Consider the following 21,891-nt stretch of genomic DNA (forward strand, 5'->3'; position numbering starts at 1 on the left):
CCTTTCAGTTCAATCCAATGACGGTCCGCTCACACCAGCAGCAACAAGGCCGCTCCATAGACCACCGCTCCCACCAGAAATGTCGTGGCGGTATAACCCAGAACACGCTGCACCCCAATGCCTGCCATGGCCACCACCGGCGCAGCCCAGAACGGCTGCAACATGTTCGATACCTGCTCACCCATGGCTACGGCCATGGTCGTGGCCGGTACCGACGCGTGCAAGGCCACTGCGGCCGGTACCACGAAGGGGCCCTGCACCGCCCAATGACCACCACCGCTGGGAATGAAAAAGGTCACGATCAATGAGCATACGTAACTCCAGAAGGGCAAGGTATGCGCATTCGAAATGGTGATGAAGAAATGAGCGATCACATCCGGCAACCCGGTGGCATCCATGATGCCCATGATGCCGCCATAGAGCGGGTATTGCAGCATCATCGAACCGGTCTGCTTGGCGGCATTCTTGATGGCGTCTGCATATGCCAGCGGATAACCATGCAGCAATACACCGGCGATGAACATCACGAAGATCACGGCATTGACGCCGGAAAAAGCGATGTGCTGGAATTGGCTCAGTACCAGCAAGCCGATGCCGACCAGGCCGATGAAGGCGCTGCCGATCCAGGAATGCTCGATCCAGGCGGCAAAACTGAGCTTGCCCGTGGGTTTCTGACGGATCGGGGCGTCGGGATTGTTTTCGATGTCCAGCACCGAGGCCTGTTCATCATTCGGTTTGAGCCAGGCCAGCACCACGGGCATGGCCACCAGCATGATCACGGTCGGGATGATATTGAAGCGAGTGAAGACGGTGCTACTGAATGGCAGCACCTGTCCGGTCAGTTTTTCGACGATATTCATGGCGCTGCCCGGGGTGGATTGGGCCAAGGCGATCGAACTCGAAACCCCCGTCGCCCAGACCACCCAACCCGAATACCCCGCCGCCACGATCCAGGCAAAATCCACGCGCATCCGCTTGGCCACCTCGCGCGCCAGCAAGGCGCTCACGACCAGGCCAAAACCCCAGTTGAAGAACGAAGCCACAGCCACCGAAAGAAAGGTCAGCGTGGCCGCTTGCGCCGGCGTATTGGCCAGGCCAACAAGGGCCTTGAAGCAACGCTGTACCGGCGGCGCATGGGCAAAGGCGTGGCCGGTCACCAGGATCAGGGTGATCTGGAAGGCAAAGGTCAGGATGTCGAAATAGCCCTTGTACCAACCGCCGATGACGTGTGCCAGCGTGGCATGGGGTGCAAAGAGAAACGACAGCAAGGTGACCAGGCCCGTGATCAGGATCGCCAGGACGAAGGGATCAGGGATCATGCGCTCGAACAGCCGGATGGTCATTTCGGTCAACGAAGTCTTGCGCCGGGAAGCGCTTGCAGCCGTGGCAGTCATGCTGGTCTCCTGTATCGCGTGATACGCGTCGTTATATTGAGGGCCACCTATCGTAAAAAAATCATAAAGTAGATTTCGGCGCGTTGGCTGACGTTTGCCTGACTGAAGGCGCTAAATTTGCGCGAAGGATGCGGCACGGCAAGAAGCCATCGGGATGCGCGCTTGGCGCGCACATCTGTGCGAGAAGCAGTCACATTCCCGGAAGTCGAGACGAAAAAAAGCGCCCGCAATAGGCGGGCGCAATCATATGTCTGGTGTATCTGTCTTAGGCAAGCATCCTACTTCAGCGCCAATGCCTTGCCCGTGAATGTCTTTCGCGAACGCTCCCCGACAGCCATGGTGATGGAAGGCGTCACCGATGCCTCGAGTTGGAAGGTCGATACCAGCCCCGACAGCGCACTGGCCTGTTCCGTCATGGCGTTCGCAGCAGCGGCGGCTTCCTCCACGAGGGCCGCGTTCTGCTGCGTGGCTTCATCCATGTGCGTAATCGAGACATTGATCTGGCTGATGCCGTTGCTCTGCTCCTGGCTTGCATACGAGATCTCGGCCACCACATCGGTCACTCGCTTCACACTGCTGACCACGTTTTCCATCGTCTGCCCGGCCTGCTCGACCAAACTGCTGCCCTGCTCGATCTGCGCCACCGAATCATTGATCAGTCCGGTGATTTCCTTGGCCGCCGTGGCACTGCGTTGTGCCAGGTTACGCACCTCCGAGGCGACCACCGCAAAACCACGTCCCTGCTCACCGGCACGCGCGGCCTCGACCGCAGCATTCAGGGCCAGGATATTGGTCTGGAATGCAATACCGTCGATGACGCTGATGATGTCGACGATCTTGCGCGAGGAAGTATTGATCCCCTCCATGGTGGTGACCACCTTGCCCACCACTTCGCCCCCCTGGCTGGCGACTTCCGAGGCCGAGACCGCGAGCTGGCTGGCTTGCTTGGCATTGTCGGCATTCTGCTTCACCGTCGACATCAGTTCTTCCATGGCCGAGGCGGTTTCTTCCAGTGCCCCGGCCTGCTGTTCGGTGCGTGACGACAGATCCATGTTGCCGGAAGCGATTTCGGCTGAAGCCTGTTCGATGGTATGCGTACCTTCGCGCACCTTGCCGACAATGGCCACCAGGCTGTCACGCATCTGCTTGATGGCAAACAGCAGGCTGGTCGTGTCGCCAAGTTTGGTCTGCACGTCAGAGGTCAGATCACCAGCAGCGATCTGCTGGGCGATCTGGGCCGCGTAAGCCGGTTCGCCGCCGAGTTGCTTCAACAGTCCACGGGTGATGACAAACGCAATGAGGACGGAAATGATGGCCACGATGATGGTCAACACGGCCACGATAATCGAGGCACGGGAAGCCATGTCGTTAGTGGTTTGCCGTGCCTTGTCGTTTTCCGCACTCACTTCGTCGATCACCTTGTTGATATCGAGCACGATCTGACGACGCAGAGGACTGCATTCGTTGACCAGGAAGTCGCGGTACTCTTCCATCTTGCCACCCTCGCGATACTGACGCGGCCGCTTCAGTTCATCGGCCATTTTCAGCAAGCCTGCACGCACCGTCTCGAAGTTCTTGCTACCGGCGAAGGTAGACTCCATGTCGCGCAAGGCCTTCAGATAGAGCTGCTTCTGCTCATCGACGATGGCCAGTTCTTTCTGCGCATCGCTGTCGCTACGGAAGACATAGGCATTACGGGCGGCAATGCCGGTCTGGTCGAGGGCTTCGCGTGCAAAGTAAAGCGGTGACAACCGTTGCTCCTGGACCGTATCGGCCGCCTTGATGGATGCCGTCAGCGAATTGATGCTGGTCAGCGAAATGGCTGCGAGTATGACTGTGAGCAGCAGTGACACGGCAAAAGCCAATAACAGCTTGGTGCCGATTTTCATACTTCTGAATGCGTTCATGGTTAGAATCCCCCTGATGAAATACGAGTTCCGAATATCGATCAATCCCAAGAGAATCAATCTAAGTCTATAGAGACTATAGGCAATTCTTTTAAATAATGATGTAGGGATTTTCCCGATAAAGCAGAGCTTCGATGTGATCGCAACAATAATGCGAGTAATCACGCGCCCACAACACGAAAGCGCTTATACTCGGAACCTTTTCGCAGCCGCGACGGCAGATGTCCTGTCACTCCTGCGCCCAACAAGGACGACCTTCCTACTCCCCCAGCGCAATCCCTTCCAGACTGATTGCTAACGCGGCAGCCCCGCCGGGTGCGGCGTAACGTCCACGGTATGGCGCATCATCGTGGCCGCAGCGGCAGTAGCGTGACGGAAGTCACCACTGCCCAGCTTGAAGATACCCACGGTTTCCGACAGCCGGCTCGACTGCTCCTGCAGTGACTGCGCCGCGGCCGCCGCTTCTTCCACCAGTGCTGCATTCTGCTGGGTGACTTCATCCATCTGCACGATGGCTTGATTGATCTGCTCGATGCCATCGCTCTGTTCACCACTGGCCGCCGTGATCTCGGCGACCACGTCGGTGACGCGCTTGACGCTGGCCACCACCTCGCTCATGGTCGCGCCGGCCTGTTCGACCAGGCGGCTACCGTTTTCCACCCGCGCCACCGAGGTATCGATCAGGGACTTGATTTCCTTGGCCGCTGCCGCGCTGCGTTGGGCCAGGGTGCGCACTTCGGAAGCCACCACCGCAAAGCCACGGCCCTGCTCGCCGGCGCGCGCCGCCTCCACTGCGGCATTCAAGGCCAAGATGTTGGTCTGGAACGCGATGCCATCGATGACGGTGATGATCTCCACGATCTTGCGCGAAGCCTCATTGATCTCACTCATGGTATGCACCACCTCACCCACCACACTACCGCCCTGGATGGCCACCTGCGAAGCGTTGGCGGCCAGGGTGTTGGCCTGACGTGCGTTGTCGGCGTTCTGCTTGACGGTGGAGGTCAGTTCTTCCATGGCCGAGGCAGTTTCTTCCAATGCGCCGGCCTGTTGCTCGGTGCGCGAGGACAGGTCCAGGTTACCGGTGGCGATCTGGCCGGAGGCGGTCGCGATGGTGTCTGTTCCCTGCCGAACCTGAGTGACGATGCGGTGCAGATTGTCGTTCATGACCTTCAGCGAAGACAGCAGCGCACCAGTCTCATCCTTGGAGCTCGCTGCGATCTGCATGGTCAGGTCACCCGCTGCGACGGCGCTGGCCACTTCCACCGCTTCATTAAGCGGGCGGGTAATGGAGCGCGTAATCATCACCGCACACATGATCGACAACAGGATGGCCACACTGGAAAGACCTACCATCAGCTTGACCGCATCGGCCGAAGTTTCGCGGCTCTTGATGACGCTCTTTTCCATGATGCCGGCCTGGAAGGCGGTCATCTCCTTGAGCGCCGCAAAATACTTGTCCTGCGCCGGTATCACTTCCTTGAACAGATAGTCTGCCGCCTCGGCCTTTTTCTGCGCGCGGATCAGCGCAATGACCCCGTCACGCGGCTTGGCGTAGTCGGCGCGGGCATCCTTGATCTTGTTGAACAGTTCGCTGCCCTTGGGGGTATTGATGATCTTTTCCAGATCGGCCATATGCTCGCTCACCTCCCGCGTGTTGCCCACGGCGCGGTCCAGATACTTCTCCATGGTCGCCTCATCGGGCGCGATGATCGCATTGCGTATCGCACGGGCAGCGGTATTGACCTTCTCGCTGATCTGGTTGACCAGCGCCACTTTGACGTAGCGATCATTGACGATCTCATCGGTGACATCGGTGACGGCCCACAGGTTCTTCACACCTACCGTGGCGATCACGCACATCACGAGAATCAGCGCCGAGAAACAGGCACCGAGCCGCACACTGATTTTGATATCTGCAATCTTCATGTTACGCCCCCCTCCGAACGCCTCGATTCCCAAGGCCGATTGAACAAGCTACCCATCGTGAGCAGCAGCCCCCTATCACCACTTCAATATAAACCATTTATTTAATGAATTCGATATAAATGTTTTTTCTGTTGTCCATTTACATCAGAAAGAAGGGAGACGCTGTCAAGCCAACAGAGAAAATGAAGAGGATTCTGATAGATCGCGGCAAGAAAGCTGTATTTAAGGCGGAATTCAGCCCTAAAACCCTTCTATCAGCAGGAAGGTGTGCCTTGTAAAAATTGGGGGGAATGTTCAGCGATGCGCATTTTTCTCGCAGAAAAGAGCAAAGAAACAAAATTTCTCAGCACTTTTCGCGCAATAAAATGATTTATTCGATTTATTTGATTACTGATGCCACGTAATGCGAAGAGATGAGCCCATTATTGTCATCCCTCAAACACTGCTTCACTCCATAGGCGGGCGCTCACGCAGCCGGTCGTCTTGCCAGCGCCAGGATGGTGCCGAAGACGATCATCATGCCGCCGCTGATGCGGTTCATCCAGCGCAGTCCACGCGCATTCTGCAGCAACCCGGACAGTCGGGTGCCGGCATAGGCGTAGGCGGCGATGGCCACCAGTTCCAGTGTGAGGAAGATGCTTCCGAGCAGCAGGAAGCTGCCCCAGTAATTGCCCGGCACTACGAACTGCGGGAAGAAGGCCGTGAAGATCAGGATGGCCTTGGGGTTGCCGATGGCCACCAGGAATTCCTTGCGGAGAAAGCTGCGGATGCCACCGCGCCCCAACTCCACACCTTGCGCCGACACCGTCGCCTTGGCAAAGAAGATCTTGCATCCCAGCCAGACCAGGTAGGCGGCCCCCAGCAGCTTGACCACCGTAAAGGCGATCTGCGACGCCATCAGCAGCGCGCCCATGCCCAGCGCTGCGATGGCAATCATCAGGGCAAATGCCACCAACCGTCCGGCTGCCGCCAACAGTGCCGGCCGCAACCCATGCTGCGCGCCGATGGTCATGGAGAGCAGGTTATTGGGGCCAAAGGCCATGTTCAGTGCAAAGCAGGAGGGCACGAAGAGCAGCAAGGTATCCAAGGGCATCATTTATCCACTCATAGAATGTGAATGTGAAAAGATCCGAATAGTCTGGTGCGCGAAGCAAGTCATCCCGCCGCCGTACTCACCGTATCTTGATTTCGACGAAGCGATTGCGTGGTTCAGGCACGCCGCGCTTCTGCGGCACGCGCGGATCGCGCGCGCCCTTGCCGACGACCTCGATACTCAAGGCCTTGACCTCGGCGCGTTGCAGTTCGCGCTCGATCAGGCGGGCACGGCGCAGCGACAAGGCGTCATTGGTGGTATCGCTGCCGATATTGTCGGCGTGACCGGTCAGGATGAATTCGCCGGCCGGGAAGTCCTTGATCTCGGCCATCGCCTTCTTCAGCAGTTCCTGCGATGCCGGTGTCAGGCGATCCGTGCCCAGCTCGAAGAGCAGGTCGTAGCTGCGCGGTCGCGCCGGCAAGCTGCCCAGCACCTCGGCATAGCGTTTTTCGACATCGGCCTGGGCCAGGGTCTCGGTCTTGGCGAGCTTGCCGCCGATACTCTCGGTAGCCGCATACGGCGTAGACAAGGTCGTTTCACCAGTAGCGGTCTTGACCACGATACTGCTGGCCGAACCATCGGCTTGCGGCAGCAGTACGAATCTTTCCTTGGGACCGGCGCAGCCGGCCAGCACCAGCGCCATGAGAACGAGGACTTTATTCATCGCCCACCTCGACGATGAAGTCAGTGCCCCGAATACCGATGGTGGCCGTAGGGGTGGCCAATTGCTGACGTTGCGGTGCGTGCTTGCCGATCAGGCCGGAAACATAGCGCAGCGTACCCTTGGTGAGCCGCACGGCGATGTTGCCTTCGTCGGTGGTGTCGTTGTAAGCGAACTGTTCGAGCTGGAACTGGCTGTTCGGTCCGAGCGAGATCAGGGTATCGTCGCGCAGGGTGAAGCCGACCGAACTGGCCGCGCCCGTGACCACACGGTCACCCGCATACAGGCGCGTACCGATGCCGAGCGGCTGCATCTTGCCACCGCGCTGGGTCTGTACATCGCCGTGCAATACCTTGACGATAGCGGCCAGGCTGGCCGTACTTTCCTGAGCCGCCACCTCGCCCCACGCCAGAAGCAACACCGAGGCAAGCAACATGCCTCTCCATCTGAACTGGACTGTCGCATTGGTCACACTGCTGCACCCCATACCCCGTTCCTTTGATGTTGTATTGATGACTTGATTGATAACGCCGCCCCTTATGGCTAGGGTCACACCCCCGCCCAGTTATCAGCAGACGGGAACGCGCAATATGGGGGATGGATGACAAAATGGCGTTGAGCAATTTCGCAGAAAATGAGGGTAGACGTCAATCGATCTTTACAGGATGCACAAGGTCATAGGGCCGTAAAAAAACCGGCCTACGGGCCGGCTTCATCTGAGTACTGAAACGGAAGAGGAGACTCAGGCCGCCTGCTTGGCTTGCAGCATCGACTCTTCCAGGGCCATCAGGGATTCGATGGCTGCGATCAACAGGCCGATGCGGTGACGGCGATAGATCAGACGTTTTCTTGCGCGGTTGTTCATGGTTTCTCCTACGACCGGCACGATGCCGGTGCTGTGACGGGGTTGGGCCGCGGTGGACGCCCCACGTGCAGGCGCGGGTGAGCGCAGCAACACGGCAGGGGCCAGCGGCCAAGGCCAGACATTATAGCCGAGTGGCGCCGCCCATCCCCTTCTGGGCGCCCCCAAGGAGGTAGCGCCCAGTTCATTGCCTGGGTAAGCGCGCTGCACGCCATATATGAACTGTTGTGCATCGGCCAACCGGGCCGTCTGGAGCAGCACTACGGCGGCCTTGTGGGCGTGGCCGCGGGCGGCATTGTCGATGGTCACGTGCAAGGTGAAGTAATTGGGATAGATGCCCGGTGGCTTGGATGGTCGTTCGCATACAGGCCCTGGATGACCTGCCAGCAGGATGCTGCGCCGGTATGAAACAATTGTCTTGCCCGTTTTTATATCCGATAATCGCGCCCATGAACGACACCGCACAACGCCCCGCCCTCCCCGATCGCCTCAGCGTCGATCCCCGCAGCCCGCATTACGATGCCGCCATCTTCGAGCATGACATCGGCATCAAGCTCAACGACAAGGAATTCAACAACGTCAGCGAATATTGCATCAGCGAAGGCTGGATCAAGATCCCCGCCGGCCGCGCGCTGGACCGCAAGGGCAATCCCATGCTGACCAAGCTCAAGGGCCGGGTCGAACCCTTCTATCGTTGAACGCCGGCTCCCAGCCGAGCTCTTCCTGTTCCGCAAAAACAAAGGCCCGCAGCATGAACTGCGGGCCTTTCACTTTCTGCGATGAAGCGACGCTAATCAATCCTGCGACTCAAGGCATCAGGCCGCCAGCGCCCGCGATGCCACTCGGAACACCGCCACCGCCTGCACCAGCTCGCGAGCCTGCCCCGACAAGCTGATGGCCGCCGCCGCACTCTGTTCCACCAGCGCCGCATTCTGTTGCGTGGTGCTATCCATCTGCGTGACCGCCTGGCCGACCTGGGCGATGCCGGTGTTCTGCTCGGCGGTGGCAGCGTTGATGCCGACCATGATGTCGCTGACGCGGCGAATCGAGGAGACGATTTCTTCCATGGTCTTGCCGGCCTGATCGGCCAGTTGCGTGCCTTGGCCGACCTGGTCGACGCTGGCGGTGATCAATTCCTTGATCTCACGCGCGGCGGTAGCCGAGCGTTGTGCCAGGCTGCGCACTTCGGTGGCCACCACCGCAAAGCCGCGGCCCTGTTCGCCAGCACGCGCCGCTTCCACGGCGGCGTTCAAGGCCAGGATATTGGTCTGGAAGGCAATGCCATCGATGACACCGATGATGTCGCTGATGCGGTCCGAACTGGCGTGGATGCCTTGCATGGTCTGCACCACCTGCTGCACCACTGCGCCGCCCTGGCTGGCGATGTCGGCGGCCTCGCGCGCCAGTTGTCCGGCCTGACGGGCACCGTCGGCATTCTGTTGCACGGTCGAGCCCAGTTCTTCCATTGAGGCCGCTGTTTGCTGCAGGGCGCTGGCCTGTTCCTCGGTGCGCTTGCTGAGGTCGGCATTGCCTTGCGCGATCTGCGCACTGGCGGTGGCCACACTTTCAGAATTGCTGCGCACGCTGCCCACCACCTTGCTCAGTTGCGCAGTCATGGTTTGCATGGCAGTCAGCAAGCGCGCCACTTCGTCGCTGCCCTTGACCTCCACGTGCTGCGTCAAATCACCTGCCGACACGGCCTCGGTCAGGCGTACTGCATCGGCAATGGCCGCCGTGGTGGCGCGGGTGATAGCGACCATCACCCACAGCGCGGCCAGCGCCAGTGCGGCCAGGGCCAGGCATAGCACGATCAGTTCATTGCGCAGGCGTGGAATCTTGGCCTGCAGTTCATCACGCATCATCTCGAAGGAGGCGTTCACCAGGACGAACTGGGTATCGATGATGCGGGTCATGGTGGCCACCCATTGCGGAGCCGGCATGGTCAACTGGTCGGCGCGCACGATGGCGTTCTCGGCCAGTTTGAAGGCTTCATCGGCATCAGCCACCGCGGCGACACGGGCCGCTTCCACAGTCGCCGGCAAGGCGTGCTTGCCTGCCGCCATGGACAGCGAACGGCGCGCATTCTCATAGGCGCGACGCGCACGGTCGGCCAAGCTTTCCAGGCGGGCGCGCTCCTCGGCATCGGCTTGTCCGCGACCCAATATGACCGCGCCACGGGCCCGGGCCTGGCCCAGTGCTTCGGTCAATTGCGGCAGTTCGCTCATGACGGCACGCTGGACGTAGAACAGTGCGGCTTCGGACTCCAGCGCCAGGCCGGAGCTATTGGTCAGGTCATCGATGAGCAGCAGTTCGCGGGCAATCAATTGCGCGTGCTGCTGATTGCTCTGGGCGCCGCTGATGGACTTGGCGGCGATGCTCTGCGCCAGCACACGCCACTCGGAGGTCAGACGATCCAGTGCGTCGGTCAACTCCTTGTCTTCCAAGAGCAGCAGGCCGGTGCGCACGCGTTCCAGCGTCGCCTCCACATCCTTCTGACGTTCGGTCCGGCTGGCCGCAGCGCCGTCACCATCGGCCAAATACAGCGCCGACAGGCCGCGATGTTGCTGCATCTGCTTGAGCAATAACAACAGGTCGCGGCCGGGTTGGATGGCCAGTTCCTCGCGCTGGGCCACAGCCAGGTCTTGCAGGTTGGCCCGCACCAGCAAGGTAGTCGGAACGATGAACAGCATGAAAGCGAGTGCGCCGATGAGGACGAACTTGCGTGAGAATTTGAGATGATTGATCCAGTAACGCATGGTCTTATTGGTGTTGGAGTGGAGGAAGGGCCATCGTTGGCCACTTGCGCTATGCGCTTGGACGCCACGTTGCATCGCTGAGCCGCTTGGTTGAGGCTTTTTTTCTGTCGGGCAATTCTACCGAGATCACCGTTTCCATCGTAAGGATTTTCTCGGCCCCTGATTTTTCTGTTGTGTGATTCCGACCGTCTCGTCTCCCATCACTGGTGCCGATGGAAATACGAGCCCTTCACAGACAGAGGCTGAGTGATGGGAGTTCCTGGCAGAAAGAAATAAGTGAAAAAAGAGGCTAAGACTCACCAACTCTCATAGCAATGAGAGGGCTACGTGGCGGCTCAGGCCGCAATGACTACTTAGTGCGAGTCAATTCCTCGGCAGTGGCAGGGTCGATGCGCAAGTCGGTTTCGAAACTTTGCAGCACGGCGCGCAGTTCGCCGCGTTTTTGCATGAGCTCCAGTTGCGCATTGAGACGCGGCAGGTACTTCACGCAAGGACTGGCCTTGCTCATGGCGATGTAATTATCGGTTTCGCTGACGAAGGGGCGCAGCGCCATGAAGCGCTCGCTCTGCCCCGTCTGGTTGAGATAGATCATGCCGCTGTAGTAACCGGTGAGGAGGTAATCGATACGACCGGAATCGAGCTTGGTGAAATTCATATACACCTTCTGCGCCGTCTCGATGCTGAGATGGTCGCGCATGAATTCATCGAAGCCTCCACCGAATTGATTGCCCAGCGTGATGGCGCCGCGCTTGCCGACCAGGTCCTTCCAGCCGGCATAGGCAAAGGCCTTGTCGCGCGCCACGAAGATCGCAATCGGATTGCGGAACAAGGGCACCGCGGTAAAAGCCAGGTATTGCTGCCGTTCTGGGGTGTTCTTCAGCGATGCCACCATGGAGACTTCGCCACTCTCGGCTTCCTTGAGCACGCGATGGAAGGGACCGACATAGCGCACCTCATAAGGAATCTTCAGCGCCGTCAATGCACGAGTAGCAATCTCGATACTGGCCCCGGTGAGGCGCTTGCCGTCATACCAGTGCAGGGGCGCGTAATCGGAGTCGGCCGAGATGATCACCTTGGCACAGTCGGCGGCCGCAACCGGCAGCGGCATGGTCATTGCGACCAGCATGATAGCGGGCAGAAGTTTCTGCATGAGGTCCCCCTTGCTTGCTCATCACGGCGCCCAGCGATGGGGCGTCATTGGCTTTATGTTTGATTCAGCATAGCCTGCTTACGGGCTAGACCAAAGTCCATTTCGCGCCGCCTGAGAGGCTTGGCCTTTTTACGACAACCAATCAGTCGAGACTTGTTGCAGATCAAAGGCCGACAAAGACGCGGCCCACGCGCTGGGCTCATTGGCCAGGCCATCCTACAGGCTCACCCCGGTCGGCAAATATCCTCACACAAACTCGCATGACTCAGCATGAGGCAATGCTACGTTTGGTAACGAATCGCTTCCCGCATGTCAGCTTTGGCGCTGACACGGACATGCTCGACCACACGACGAATAGCTCGCAAGCTGCCTGTCCTGGACACCTTGATTGATAAAGGATGTGCAAGGATGAGATGGATTGATCTCGTTTTCTGCAAGAGTCCATTCACCGCCGGCGTTTCTCTCAAGGACCGAATCCGGCTGTCGGACACGCGCGAAAACGCCGACAAGAACATGCAGGGCTTTCCGACTGTAGCCATGTGCGCAGCTTTCTATGATGAATCCAGGTTTTCAGCCACGCCCCCTCAACCCGGATAAAGGAGAACAGCCATGACCAAGACCTTCCTCACCGCCGCCGTACTGGCCGCCGCCACTTTTGCCAGCGGTGCCTATGCCCAGTCCTACGACCAGGGTGGCAGCTCCCTGCAGGGCAACCCGCAGCAATATGATTCGACCTCCCCGGCTGCCTCGCCGTCGCAGTACTACAACTACCAAGGCGAGCAGACCGCCTCACCGGCAGCCCTGCAGGAGAGCGGGCAGAACGGTCAATACGTCGATCACAAGAGCTATGAAATGCCCAATGGCCGCCCTAACAACTATGCCCGTGAACTGAAGGATGGGCCGCTGGGTACTTCGCCGGGTGCATAAGTCAGCTATGACCTCAGAGTTCTGAGTTCTGACCTCTGATTTCCCGACCTGAAGCCCCGGCCCGGTGCCGGGGCTTTTTGCGCGCCCAGCACCTGCTGCGCCGGCTTGCCGTAGAATCGCGTCTTTGCCGGCGTCTCTCCCTTGCCGCCGGGCGCACCTGGTTCCCGTAATGAATCATCAAGATATCGGCCGCGGCATCGGCTTGTCCGTGCTGGCCTCTTCCCTGTTCGCCTTTCTTTCCGGTTATACCCGCTTGCTGGCGCCGCTCGATGGTACCGAGATCTTTGCCTGGCGCATCGTCATCACCCTGCTATGCGTACTAGGCCTGCTGGCCTGGCGCGGCGACCTGCCGCGGCTGCGCTCGGCCATGGCCGAACTGCTGGGCAGTCCGGCCCGCATCGCATTGCTGCTGCTCATGACCGCCTTGCTGGCCCTGCAGCAATGGCTGTTCCTGTGGGGTTCGGTCAATGGCCGCGCGCTGGAAGTGTCGCTGGGTTACTTCCTGCTGCCCTTGTCGATGGTATTGGTCGGACGTTTCCACTACGGCGAGAAAATGGACCTGCTGCAAGGCCTGGCCGTGCTGTGTGCCTGCGTGGGGGTGGCGCATGAACTGTGGATGACGCGCGCCTTTTCCTGGCCGACCCTGGCGGTGGCGCTGGGCTATCCGCCCTACTTCATCCTGCGTCGGCGCATCCGCATCGATTCGCTGCTGATCTTCGCGGTGGAATTGATGGTGCTGGCACTGCCTTCGCTGCTGGCCCTGGCCACCAGCCCGCGCACCGTCGCCACCCTGCATACCCCCGCCATGTGGCTGCTGCTGCCGGGGCTGGGGGTACTGAGCATGATCGCCCTGACCAGCTACCTGCGCGCCGGCAAGCTGCTGCCCATGGGGCTGTTCGGCATCCTCGGCTACGTGGAACCGGTGCTGCTGGTGCTGGTGGCCATGGCGGTGCTGGGCGAAACCCTACACCTGGCGCAGTTAGGCACCTACGTGCCGATCTGGCTATCGGTGCTGCTGACAGCCTTGCACAGCGTCAAACTGATGCGCCGGCCGGCGGTCCAGCCCATGAATTGAGGGCTTTTTCGCGGGCTGATCCCGGTCAAGGTGCTGTGCCGGCTCCTTATACTGATCCAAACGGCTGCCCTGGGCAGGCAGCCGGCCTATCGGACGGGGGAGATACATCACATGCGGGCAATGCTGGCAAAGGCGGGACCGGCTGCGCGCCACTCTGTGGCGCGGCGCGCCCGGCTGTTCATCATCCTGATCTGCATGGCCATTGCTGCCAGCCACGTCTGGCAAAGCGTGACGGCACGCATGGCACAAGTGAACAATACCCGTATCTATTCCGGCAACATCGCCCGCACCCTGGCACACCAGGCCTATGACGTCTTCCAGGCCACCCATGGCGCGCTGATCAACATCAGCGACCGTATCAATGAAGTCGGCATTGGTAGCCCGCATACCACCGCCATGGGGCCGCTGCTGCGCCGTATGGCCAGTGAAATGCCACAACTGGACGGACTCTACGTCTTTGATGCCAACGGCAATCGCATTGCCAGCTCCTCGCCGCCATCGCCCCGAGATGCCAACAATGCCGACCGCGCCTATTTCCACTATCACCGCGACCACCAGGATGACCAGCCCCACATCAGCGCCACGATCATCAGCCGTAGCACTACACAATGGGTGATCCCGATGTCGCTGCGCCTGAACCATCCCGACGGGCGCTTCGCCGGGGTGCTGCTGGCCACTTTGCGACTGGAACACTTCAACACCTTGTACCAGACGGTGGATCTCGGGCACAACAGTTCCATCCTGCTCGTCCTGCGCCCTGGCATCATCCTCACGCGCCAGCCATTCGAACCCGATTACATCAATCGTGACCTGAGTCAGGACCCGAATCTGCATGAACTGCTCACGGGACAGCCCAGCGGCCATGCGGAAATCGTCTCGCCACTGGATGCCAGCTACCGTTACCTGACCTACCAGGCTGTACAGGATTTTCCGCTGATGGTAGCGGTAACCATCGCGCGCGATGAAGCGCTGGCGATATGGCGTCAGCAGACCGTGGTATATGGCGCTGCGGTGCTGCTGCTGCTGATCATCATCGCCATCTTCGGAGTGCGTCTGATCGGCCTGATCAATCTGCGTCTGGCCGCCGAAGACCGCGCCCTGCAGGTCATGGGCGAGCTGCACCAGGCCAACCAGCAACTGGAACTGCTGGCCCACCAGGATGGCCTGACGGGCCTGGCCAACCGGCGTCACCTTGATACGGTGCTGGCGGCGGAATGGCGGCGCGCCCTACGCAGCAATGCGGTGCTTTCGCTGATCATGATCGATGTCGATTTCTTCAAGCAGTACAACGATCTCTACGGCCACCAGGCCGGTGACGAATGCCTGCGCCGCATCGCCGCCGTGCTCAAGGAACGCCAGCGCCGTCCAGGTGACCTGGCGGCGCGCTACGGCGGCGAGGAAATGGTGATGTTGCTGCCCGACACCGATGCCGCCGGCGCCATGCAGGTGGCCGAGAAGATCCGCGCCGGCATCCAGGCTCTGGATCTGCCGCATCGGGGCAATCCGGCCGGCGTGGTGACCATCAGTGCCGGGGTCGGTGCGCTGGAATTGCTGGGGCCCGGCGCGCGCACGCTGGAAGACCTGCTGGGTCAGGCCGATATCGCGCTCTACCAGGCCAAGCATGGCGGGCGCAACCAGGTGCGCCTGGCGCAGGCCGAAAAACAATAAGCGGCCCGCTCAAGCGCAAAAAAAACCGCCCGCATCAGGCGGGCGGCAGCGTGCTCGGGCAGGCTTATTGCTGGTGATAGGAAGTGACGCGATCCACTTCGTTCTTCGAGCCCAGGAACACGGCCACGCGCTGGTGCAGCTTCTCAGGCTGGATGTCGAGGATGCGCTGCTGGCCATCGGTGGCGGCGCCACCGGCCTGCTCGACGATGAAGGCCATCGGGTTGGCTTCATACATCAGGCGCAGCTTGCCCGGCTTGCCCGGTTCGCGGGCGTCGGCCGGGTACATGAAGATACCGCCGCGGTTAAGGATACGATGTACGTCGGCCACCATGGAAGCGATCCAGCGCATGTTGAAATCCTTGCCGAGCGGGCCGGTCACGCCCGCCAGCATTTCATCGACATAACGCTTGACCGGCGGGAACCAGTGACGCTGGTTGGAGGCGTTGATGGCGAATTCCTTGGTGTCTTCGGGAATCTTGATGTCCTTCTGGGTCAGCACCCAGGCCCCCATTTCGCGGTCCAGCGTGAAGCAATGCACGCCATCGCCGGTGGTCAGCACCAGCACGGTCTGCGGGCCATAGACGGCATAGCCGGCGGCGACCTGCTTGGTGCCGGGTTGCATGAAGTCCTGCTCGCTAGGTTCGGTCATGCCTTCGGGGGCCTTCAGCACCGAGAAGATGGTACCGATGGAGACGTTGACGTCGATGTTGGAAGAACCATCCAGGGGATCGAACATCAGCAGGTATTCCCCCTTGGGATAGCGGTTGGGAATGCGATGGATGGTTTCCATTTCTTCCGAGGCCATGGCCGCCAGGTGGCCGCCCCATTCATTGGCTTCCAGCAGGATTTCATTGGAGATCACGTCCAGCTTCTTCTGCACTTCACCCTGCACGTTCTCGCTGCCGGCGCTGCCCAGCACTTCGCCCAGCGCACCCTTGCCCACGGCGTGCGAGATCGACTTGCAGGCGCGGCCGACGACTTCGATCAGCAGGCGCAGTTCGGACGGGATCTTGTTGTGCAGACGCTGCTGCTCGATCAGATGTTGCGTGAGGCTGATACGTTTCATGGTGGTCTTCCTTGCAGTGGTTTTTATGATGAATAAATCGAATGAATGAGTGAGGCTGCAATCATCTTTTTAAATGATCAATTGGCCAGCGCCTTGCTGACCACTTCGGCCACGTCGCGCGACAGGTTGGGCGTGGCGGCCACTTGTTGCAGGGCCAGGCGCATCTTTTCCTGCAGCGCCGGGCTGTACTTGCGCCAGCGATCCAGGCTGCGCGCCAGGCGTGCGGCCACTTGCGGGTTGCTGCCATTGAGGGCGATCACCTGCTCGGCCCAGAAGGCATAGCCGTTGCCGTCCGGCGCATGGAAGGCCGAGGGGTTGCCGTTGCAGAAGCTGAAGATCAGGCTGCGTGCGCGATTGGGATTCTTGAGCGTGAAGGCCGGATGCTCGGTCAGGCTGCGCACGGTGTTGACGTCCGCATTGCGAGCCGTGGCCTGCAGGGTGAACCACTTGTCGATGACCAGGGCTTCGTTTTCGAACTCGGCGTAGAAACGCTGCAGGGCTTCACTCTTGCCGGGGGCGGCGCTGTTGAGGATGGCCGACAACGCAGCCAGGCGGTCGGTCATGTTATTGGCGTCCTGGTCCTGTTGCTGGGCCAAGGTCATGGCCTCCTGGTCATCCAGCTCGGCCAGGTAGGACAGGGCGACGTTCTTCAGGGCGCGATGGCCGGCCGAGGCGGCGTCGGGACTGTAAGCGCCCGGCGTCTGGTGGGCCCGATAGACCGCCAGCAGGTCGTCATGCAGTGCGCGCGCCAGCGAGCGGCGCAGGAACTGGCGCGCCACGTGGATGGCGTGCGGGTCGATGACTTCCATCTGTTCGGCGATCATGGTTTCCGAGGGCAGGGTCAGCACCAGTTCGCGGAAGGCCGGGTCCAGCGATTCATCCCTGAGCGTGGCACGCAGGGCGTCGGCCAGAGCGCCATCGTGTTCGATGTTGTTGAGCACGGTGTCCACGGCTACCACATGGCCGGATTGACGTGCCGCCTGCACCGCCACCGTGAGATTCAACAGGCGACGGGTGGCCAAGCGCTGACCGGCTTCCCAACGGTTGAAGGGATCGCTGTCGTGGGCCATCAGGAAGGCCAGTTCGGCATCGCTGTAGTCGAACTGCAGCACCACCGGGGCGGAGAAGCCGCGCAACAGCGACGGCACCGGTTTTTCATCGACGTTGATGAAGGTGAAGCTCTGCTTGGCCTTGGTCAACTCCAGCACGCGGGTGGTGGCACCGACCTTCTTCTCGCCTTGCAGGGTCAGCGCCAGGTCACGGCCTTGTGCATCCAGCAGGCCCACGGCCACCGGGATATGGAAGGGCTGTTTCTTCTTCTGGCCGGGGGTGGCCGGGCAGCTTTGCTCCAGCGTCAGGGTCAGGGTCTTGCGCTTGGCGTCGTACTCGGCGCTGGCTTGCACCAGGGGCGTGCCGGCCTGGCTGTACCAGCGTTCGAATTGCGACAGGTCGCGGCCATTGGCGTCGGCCATGGCGGCGCGGAAATCGTCGCAGGTCACGGCCTGGCCGTCGTGGCGCTTGAAGTACAGGTCCATGCCCTTGCGGAAGCCCTCGCGGCCCAGCAGGGTCTGGTACATGCGCACCACTTCGGCACCCTTTTCATAGACGGTGACGGTGTAGAAATTATTGATCTCGACATAGGAGTCGGGACGCACCGGGTGCGCCATCGGGCCGGCATCTTCCGGGAACTGCGCCTGGCGCAGCACGCGCACGTCATCGATGCGCTTGACGGCGCGGCCACTGTCGTTGCCGATCATGTCGGCCGAGAATTCCTGGTCGCGGAAGACGGTCAGGCCTTCCTTCAAGGACAGCTGGAACCAGTCGCGGCAGGTCACGCGATTGCCGGTCCAGTTGTGGAAATATTCGTGGCCGACCACCGCTTCGATGTTGGCGAAATCCACATCGGTGGCGATGCGCGGATTGGCCAGCACGTACTTGGTGTTGAAGATGTTCAAGCCCTTGTTTTCCATGGCGCCCATGTTGAAGTCGCCCACGGCCACGATCATGAAGCGGTCCAGGTCCAGGTCCAGGCCGAAGCGCTGCACGTCCCAACTGATGCTGTTCTTCAGCGAATCCATGGCGTGCTGGGTCTTGTCCAGGTTGCCCTCTTCCACCCATACCTGCAGCAGCGCATCGCGGCCCGAATGCAGGCGCACGGTTTCTTCCTGGCAGACCAGGTTGCCGGCCACCAGGGCGAACAGGTAGGAGGGTTTCTTGAACGGATCTTCCCACTTGGCATAGTGGCGGCCATCGGGCAAGTCACCCTCTTCGATCAGGTTGCCGTTGGACAGCAGCACCGGGTAGCGCGACTTCTCGGCGCGCAGCATGACGGTGAACTTGGCCATCACGTCCGGGCGGTCGGGGAAGTAGGTGATCTTGCGGAAGCCCTCGGCTTCGCACTGGGTGAAGAAATTGCCGTTGGAGACGTACAGACCCATCAACGAGGTGTTGCGGTCCGGGTGGATCAGGGTTTCGATTTCCAGCACCACCTTGGCCGGTGCGGCCGGGATGGTCAGCACGCCGCCAGCGATACGGAAGTCGCCCTTGGCTTGCGAAAGCGTCTTGCCGTTCAGGCGCAGGGCCACCAGCTCCAGCTCTTCGCCGAAGAGCAGCAGGTCGCGCCCGCGGGCGTGCGGATTGCGGGTCAGGGTGATGCGGGTGGCCACGTAGGTGTCGGCGGGATCAAGGTCGAAACCCATCTCGACGGTGTCGGCCAGGTAGTTGGGAGCGGCGTAGTCTTTACGGTAGATCGTCTGGGGCGTATCGGTGCGCATGGAGGCCTGTCCAGGAAGGGAAGTGGAGGTGAAAGGTGAAGGCGACGACAGTCAAAAACCAAGTCAAGTGCAGCAAAAGTTCGATTTTACCAATCATCGCGCACAGCGCGGATGGAATCGACCGAAATCGCCCTGACCTCCCCACCCAGACCATCAGCCCGGCACCTGGCTGGCTGCGCGGCAAGCACGACCGCACTACAATAGCGGCCACGGCGCTGGCAGCAGGAAGGGCGGCCGGCATGAGAGCGGGATCGAAAACGACCGAAGCCGGTCTCACCCTCTCCCCTGCAGCAATTGCCGCTTCATGCGCAGAGCGCCCAGCCACCGGCCCGACACCTGGCCTTTTCCATTGGAGTTCCATCATGAAACGCTGGCTTTATCTCTTCCTCGCGGCGGCCAGCCTGCTGCTGTCCGGCTGTGCCTCGGTAATCCAGAGCAATGTCACCTCCTACCACGCCTGGTCGCCCGGGGATAACGCCAAACCCTTCACATTCGCTGCCACCAAAGAGCAAGAAAACGACTTGCAGCACCAGAACTACGCCGGCCTGATCCGCCAGGAACTGCTGTTCCTGGGCTTTACCGAGGCCGGCGAGGGCAAACCGGCGCAACTGCAGGTGAGCTTCAGCTATGGCATGAATACCGAGCAGGTAGTGGTCAGCCGGCCGGCCTACGATCCCTTCTTCTATGGTCCGGGACCGGGCTGGGGCCGCTTCGGGCCGCGTCCGTTCGGCTTCTATGGCCCGTATGGGCCGTTCTATGATCCCTTCTGGTATGGCGGACCGATGGAGACCACCAGCTATCCGGTATTCCTGCGACGCCTGCAGATCGGCATCAGCAGGCTCGCCGATGGCAAGAAGCTGTTCGATGTGGTGGTCGATAGCGAAGGCCAGCGCGCCGGCCTGGCGGCGGCCATGCCGGCCATGGTGCGCGCCGCCTTCGAGGATTTCCCCGGCCCCAGCGGGGTGACGCGGCATATCAGCATCAAGGTCGACAAGGATGGGCAACCGGCCGACTGAAGATCTGGAACAGGCCCTAGTTGATGAAGCGCCCGGCCGTGCCGATGGCGGTCAAATCGACGAAGTCCGAACCGGTGTGGTCGGTGCGGCTGAAATGCAGGCTGAATCCGCCGCCATCGTAGTTGGCCGGGGTGATGCTCTCCAGCGCCCGGATCAGGCCTTCGCGGCTCAATTGCGGGCCGGCGCGGCGCAGCGCTTCGACCAGCACGCGGGCGGCGATATAGCCTTCCAGGCCGATGAAGTTGCAGCAGGCGCGGGAAGAACGCGCCATGGCCTTCTGGTATTCGTAGACGATGGGTAGCCTGGCCTTGTTGGGGAAAGGCACCACCTGGGTGATCTCGGTGCCGACGCCGCCGTCTTTGAGGCGCGTGGCCAGCGAATGGCTGCCGACGAAGGAATAGTTGGAAAAACCACCCAGGTAGCCGGCTGCGCGCATCCGGGTGATGAGAGCGGCGGCCGGCAGGTAGGGCACCACCTGGATCACCACATCCGGCTGCATCTTCATGAATTGTTCTGCCGCCGTGGTCACCACATCGCTATTGCGCTCGATGGCCACGCTGCCCACCACGGTCAGGCCATAGACCAGGGCCCGCAGGCGCAGGTTGTCCAGCAACTCCTTGCCCAGCTCATCATTCTGGTAGAACACCGCCACCCGCAGGCGCCCGGTGCCCTGCAACTGGCGCAGCAGGAAGTCGGTTTCCTGCTGGTAGCTGGCACGCACATGGAAGATCAGGCGATTGAAGGGCTCGCGCAAGCTGCTGGCGCCCGAATGCGGGGCGATCAGCGGGATGCCGGCCTCGCGCATGGCCGGCAGCGCCGCCAGCACGGTGGGCGTGCCGGAATAGCCGAACAGGGCGAATACCTTGTCGCGCCAGATCAGTTGCTGGGTATTGGCTAGGGTACGCTCAGGCTCGTAGCGGTCGTCCAGGCTCAACAGGCGCACGCGGCGGCCATGGATGCCACCCTTGGCATTGACCTGGGAAAAGTAGCTGCGCGCGCCCTCCTGGAAATCACGCCCGATCTCGGCCGCCGGCCCGGTGAAGGGCGCCGACTGGCCCAGCACGATCTCGGTGGGCGTCACGCCATTCTCGGCCGCTGTGGCCACTGTACTGCCCGCAGCCACCAGGCAGGTTGCCAAGGTGAATACCATGATCAGACGACCACACCAGTACCGGGCCTTGCTCCAGCTCCATCCCATCTCCCTCTCCCGCCAAAAATGTTCCCTGGATGCGCCTGCGTGGAAGTCGCAGGCGTCAAAGGCTGCATTTGACGATCAAGACGGGAAAAAATGCGTGATCAACGCATAGTCGTGGGCAAATACCGATATCTTGCGAGATTCTCACCGAATAATTTCGATATCCGCCACCCAAACGGCTAAGCGGCTAGGAAAAATAGGCTTCGCTGGCGAAGGTGATGACCACGATCAGCAACACCGCGCAGATCAGCACCACCAACAGCCGCCCGAACTTGGGCGTGCCATCGGTGCCGGCGGCCTGCTCGGGAGGATGGCCCATGGGGTTGTCAAGACCGGGGGCGTGCGTGGGCTGGTCCATGATGCTTCCTCTTTGGGCGGGTACAAGTGAACAATCAGACTGGCTCCCCCCTTTAAATCG

The 21,891-nt window shown here is 60.8% G+C and carries 18 protein-coding genes; 5 read left to right on the forward strand and 13 right to left on the reverse strand.

Annotation, left to right across the window (positions count from 1 at the left end; genetic code table 11):
- Nucleotides 1–29: 29 nt before the first annotated feature.
- From RC54_RS18610 to RC54_RS25410, 7 genes are all read right to left on the reverse strand, one after another.
- Nucleotides 30–1,394 (reverse strand): short-chain fatty acid transporter, encoded by a 1,365-nt coding sequence (locus RC54_RS18610; RefSeq protein WP_061790229.1) that lies wholly within the window; start codon nucleotides 1,392–1,394, stop codon nucleotides 30–32.
- A gap of 278 nt (nucleotides 1,395–1,672) precedes the next feature.
- The gene (locus RC54_RS18615; RefSeq protein WP_061790228.1) at nucleotides 1,673–3,301 is read right to left on the reverse strand and encodes a methyl-accepting chemotaxis protein; all 1,629 of its coding nucleotides are present in this window, start codon (nucleotides 3,299–3,301) and stop codon (nucleotides 1,673–1,675) included.
- 294 nt (nucleotides 3,302–3,595) lie between these two features.
- Nucleotides 3,596–5,230: a methyl-accepting chemotaxis protein gene (locus RC54_RS18620; protein WP_058896424.1), complete on the reverse strand. Its 1,635-nt coding sequence runs from the start codon at nucleotides 5,228–5,230 to the stop codon at nucleotides 3,596–3,598.
- 466 nt (nucleotides 5,231–5,696) lie between these two features.
- Entirely contained in the window at nucleotides 5,697–6,323 is a 627-nt protein-coding gene (locus RC54_RS18625) for a LysE family translocator (RefSeq protein ID WP_058897623.1), read from the reverse strand.
- Between the two features lie 79 nt (nucleotides 6,324–6,402).
- Entirely contained in the window at nucleotides 6,403–6,987 is a 585-nt protein-coding gene (locus tag RC54_RS18630) for an OmpA family protein (protein ID WP_061790227.1), read from the reverse strand.
- Nucleotides 6,980–7,420, reverse strand: a complete 441-nt coding sequence (locus tag RC54_RS18635; protein ID WP_231738731.1) for a FecR family protein — start codon at nucleotides 7,418–7,420, stop codon at nucleotides 6,980–6,982. The genes RC54_RS18630 and RC54_RS18635 overlap by 8 nt, the downstream gene beginning before the upstream one ends.
- 306 nt (nucleotides 7,421–7,726) lie before the next feature.
- Nucleotides 7,727–8,155 (reverse strand): hypothetical protein, encoded by a 429-nt coding sequence (locus RC54_RS25410; protein WP_164471179.1) that lies wholly within the window; start codon nucleotides 8,153–8,155, stop codon nucleotides 7,727–7,729.
- Nucleotides 8,156–8,295: 140 nt separating this feature from the next.
- Between RC54_RS25410 and RC54_RS18640 the strand changes: the two genes are divergently transcribed.
- Nucleotides 8,296–8,544 carry a DUF3297 family protein gene (locus RC54_RS18640; RefSeq protein ID WP_017452221.1) on the forward strand — a complete coding sequence of 83 codons (249 nt, stop codon included), beginning with the start codon at nucleotides 8,296–8,298 and terminating at the stop codon, nucleotides 8,542–8,544.
- A gap of 117 nt (nucleotides 8,545–8,661) precedes the next feature.
- On the opposite strand, the gene RC54_RS18645 is transcribed toward RC54_RS18640, so the two are convergent.
- Together RC54_RS18645 and RC54_RS18650 are read right to left on the reverse strand one after the other, a co-directional pair.
- Nucleotides 8,662–10,602 (reverse strand): methyl-accepting chemotaxis protein, encoded by a 1,941-nt coding sequence (locus RC54_RS18645; RefSeq protein ID WP_061790232.1) that lies wholly within the window; start codon nucleotides 10,600–10,602, stop codon nucleotides 8,662–8,664.
- Nucleotides 10,603–10,951: 349 nt separating this feature from the next.
- A complete protein-coding gene (locus RC54_RS18650; RefSeq protein ID WP_058896428.1) occupies nucleotides 10,952–11,752 on the reverse strand; it encodes a substrate-binding periplasmic protein in 801 nt (266 codons plus the stop codon).
- 609 nt (nucleotides 11,753–12,361) lie between these two features.
- On the opposite strand from RC54_RS18650, the gene RC54_RS18655 reads away from it, so the two are divergent.
- From RC54_RS18655 to RC54_RS18665, 3 genes are all read left to right on the forward strand, one after another.
- Nucleotides 12,362–12,679: a hypothetical protein gene (locus tag RC54_RS18655; protein ID WP_058896429.1), complete on the forward strand. Its 318-nt coding sequence runs from the start codon at nucleotides 12,362–12,364 to the stop codon at nucleotides 12,677–12,679.
- Nucleotides 12,680–12,848: 169 nt separating this feature from the next.
- Complete coding sequence (rarD, locus tag RC54_RS18660; protein WP_058896430.1) at nucleotides 12,849–13,754, forward strand: EamA family transporter RarD; 906 nt, start codon at nucleotides 12,849–12,851, stop codon at nucleotides 13,752–13,754.
- A 111-nt stretch (nucleotides 13,755–13,865) separates the two neighbouring features.
- Nucleotides 13,866–15,422: a sensor domain-containing diguanylate cyclase gene (locus RC54_RS18665; protein ID WP_061790225.1), complete on the forward strand. Its 1,557-nt coding sequence runs from the start codon at nucleotides 13,866–13,868 to the stop codon at nucleotides 15,420–15,422.
- 64 nt (nucleotides 15,423–15,486) lie between these two features.
- Here RC54_RS18665 and RC54_RS18670 read toward each other — a convergent pair whose 3' ends face one another.
- On the reverse strand, nucleotides 15,487–16,488 hold the full coding sequence (locus RC54_RS18670) for a class 1 fructose-bisphosphatase (RefSeq protein WP_058896432.1): 1,002 nt from the start codon (nucleotides 16,486–16,488) through the stop codon (nucleotides 15,487–15,489).
- 77 nt (nucleotides 16,489–16,565) lie between these two features.
- Nucleotides 16,566–19,262 (reverse strand): aminopeptidase N, encoded by a 2,697-nt coding sequence (gene pepN, locus RC54_RS18675; RefSeq protein WP_061790224.1) that lies wholly within the window; start codon nucleotides 19,260–19,262, stop codon nucleotides 16,566–16,568.
- Between the two features lie 362 nt (nucleotides 19,263–19,624).
- Here pepN and RC54_RS18685 point away from each other — a divergent pair, with 362 nt between their 5' ends.
- The gene (locus RC54_RS18685; RefSeq protein ID WP_061790223.1) at nucleotides 19,625–20,278 is read left to right on the forward strand and encodes a DUF4136 domain-containing protein; all 654 of its coding nucleotides are present in this window, start codon (nucleotides 19,625–19,627) and stop codon (nucleotides 20,276–20,278) included.
- Nucleotides 20,279–20,294: 16 nt separating this feature from the next.
- Here the strand turns inward: RC54_RS18685 and RC54_RS18690 are convergent, their stop codons facing one another.
- Both RC54_RS18690 and RC54_RS25415 read right to left on the reverse strand, forming a co-directional pair.
- Nucleotides 20,295–21,416 carry an ABC transporter substrate-binding protein gene (locus tag RC54_RS18690; protein ID WP_244216381.1) on the reverse strand — a complete coding sequence of 374 codons (1,122 nt, stop codon included), beginning with the start codon at nucleotides 21,414–21,416 and terminating at the stop codon, nucleotides 20,295–20,297.
- A 244-nt stretch (nucleotides 21,417–21,660) separates the two neighbouring features.
- Entirely contained in the window at nucleotides 21,661–21,831 is a 171-nt protein-coding gene (locus RC54_RS25415; protein ID WP_164471226.1) for a hypothetical protein, read from the reverse strand.
- Between the last annotated feature and the right edge of the window lie 60 nt (nucleotides 21,832–21,891).

This window comes from Herbaspirillum rubrisubalbicans (assembly GCF_003719195.1).
Classification (GTDB): domain Bacteria; phylum Pseudomonadota; class Gammaproteobacteria; order Burkholderiales; family Burkholderiaceae_D; genus Herbaspirillum; species Herbaspirillum rubrisubalbicans.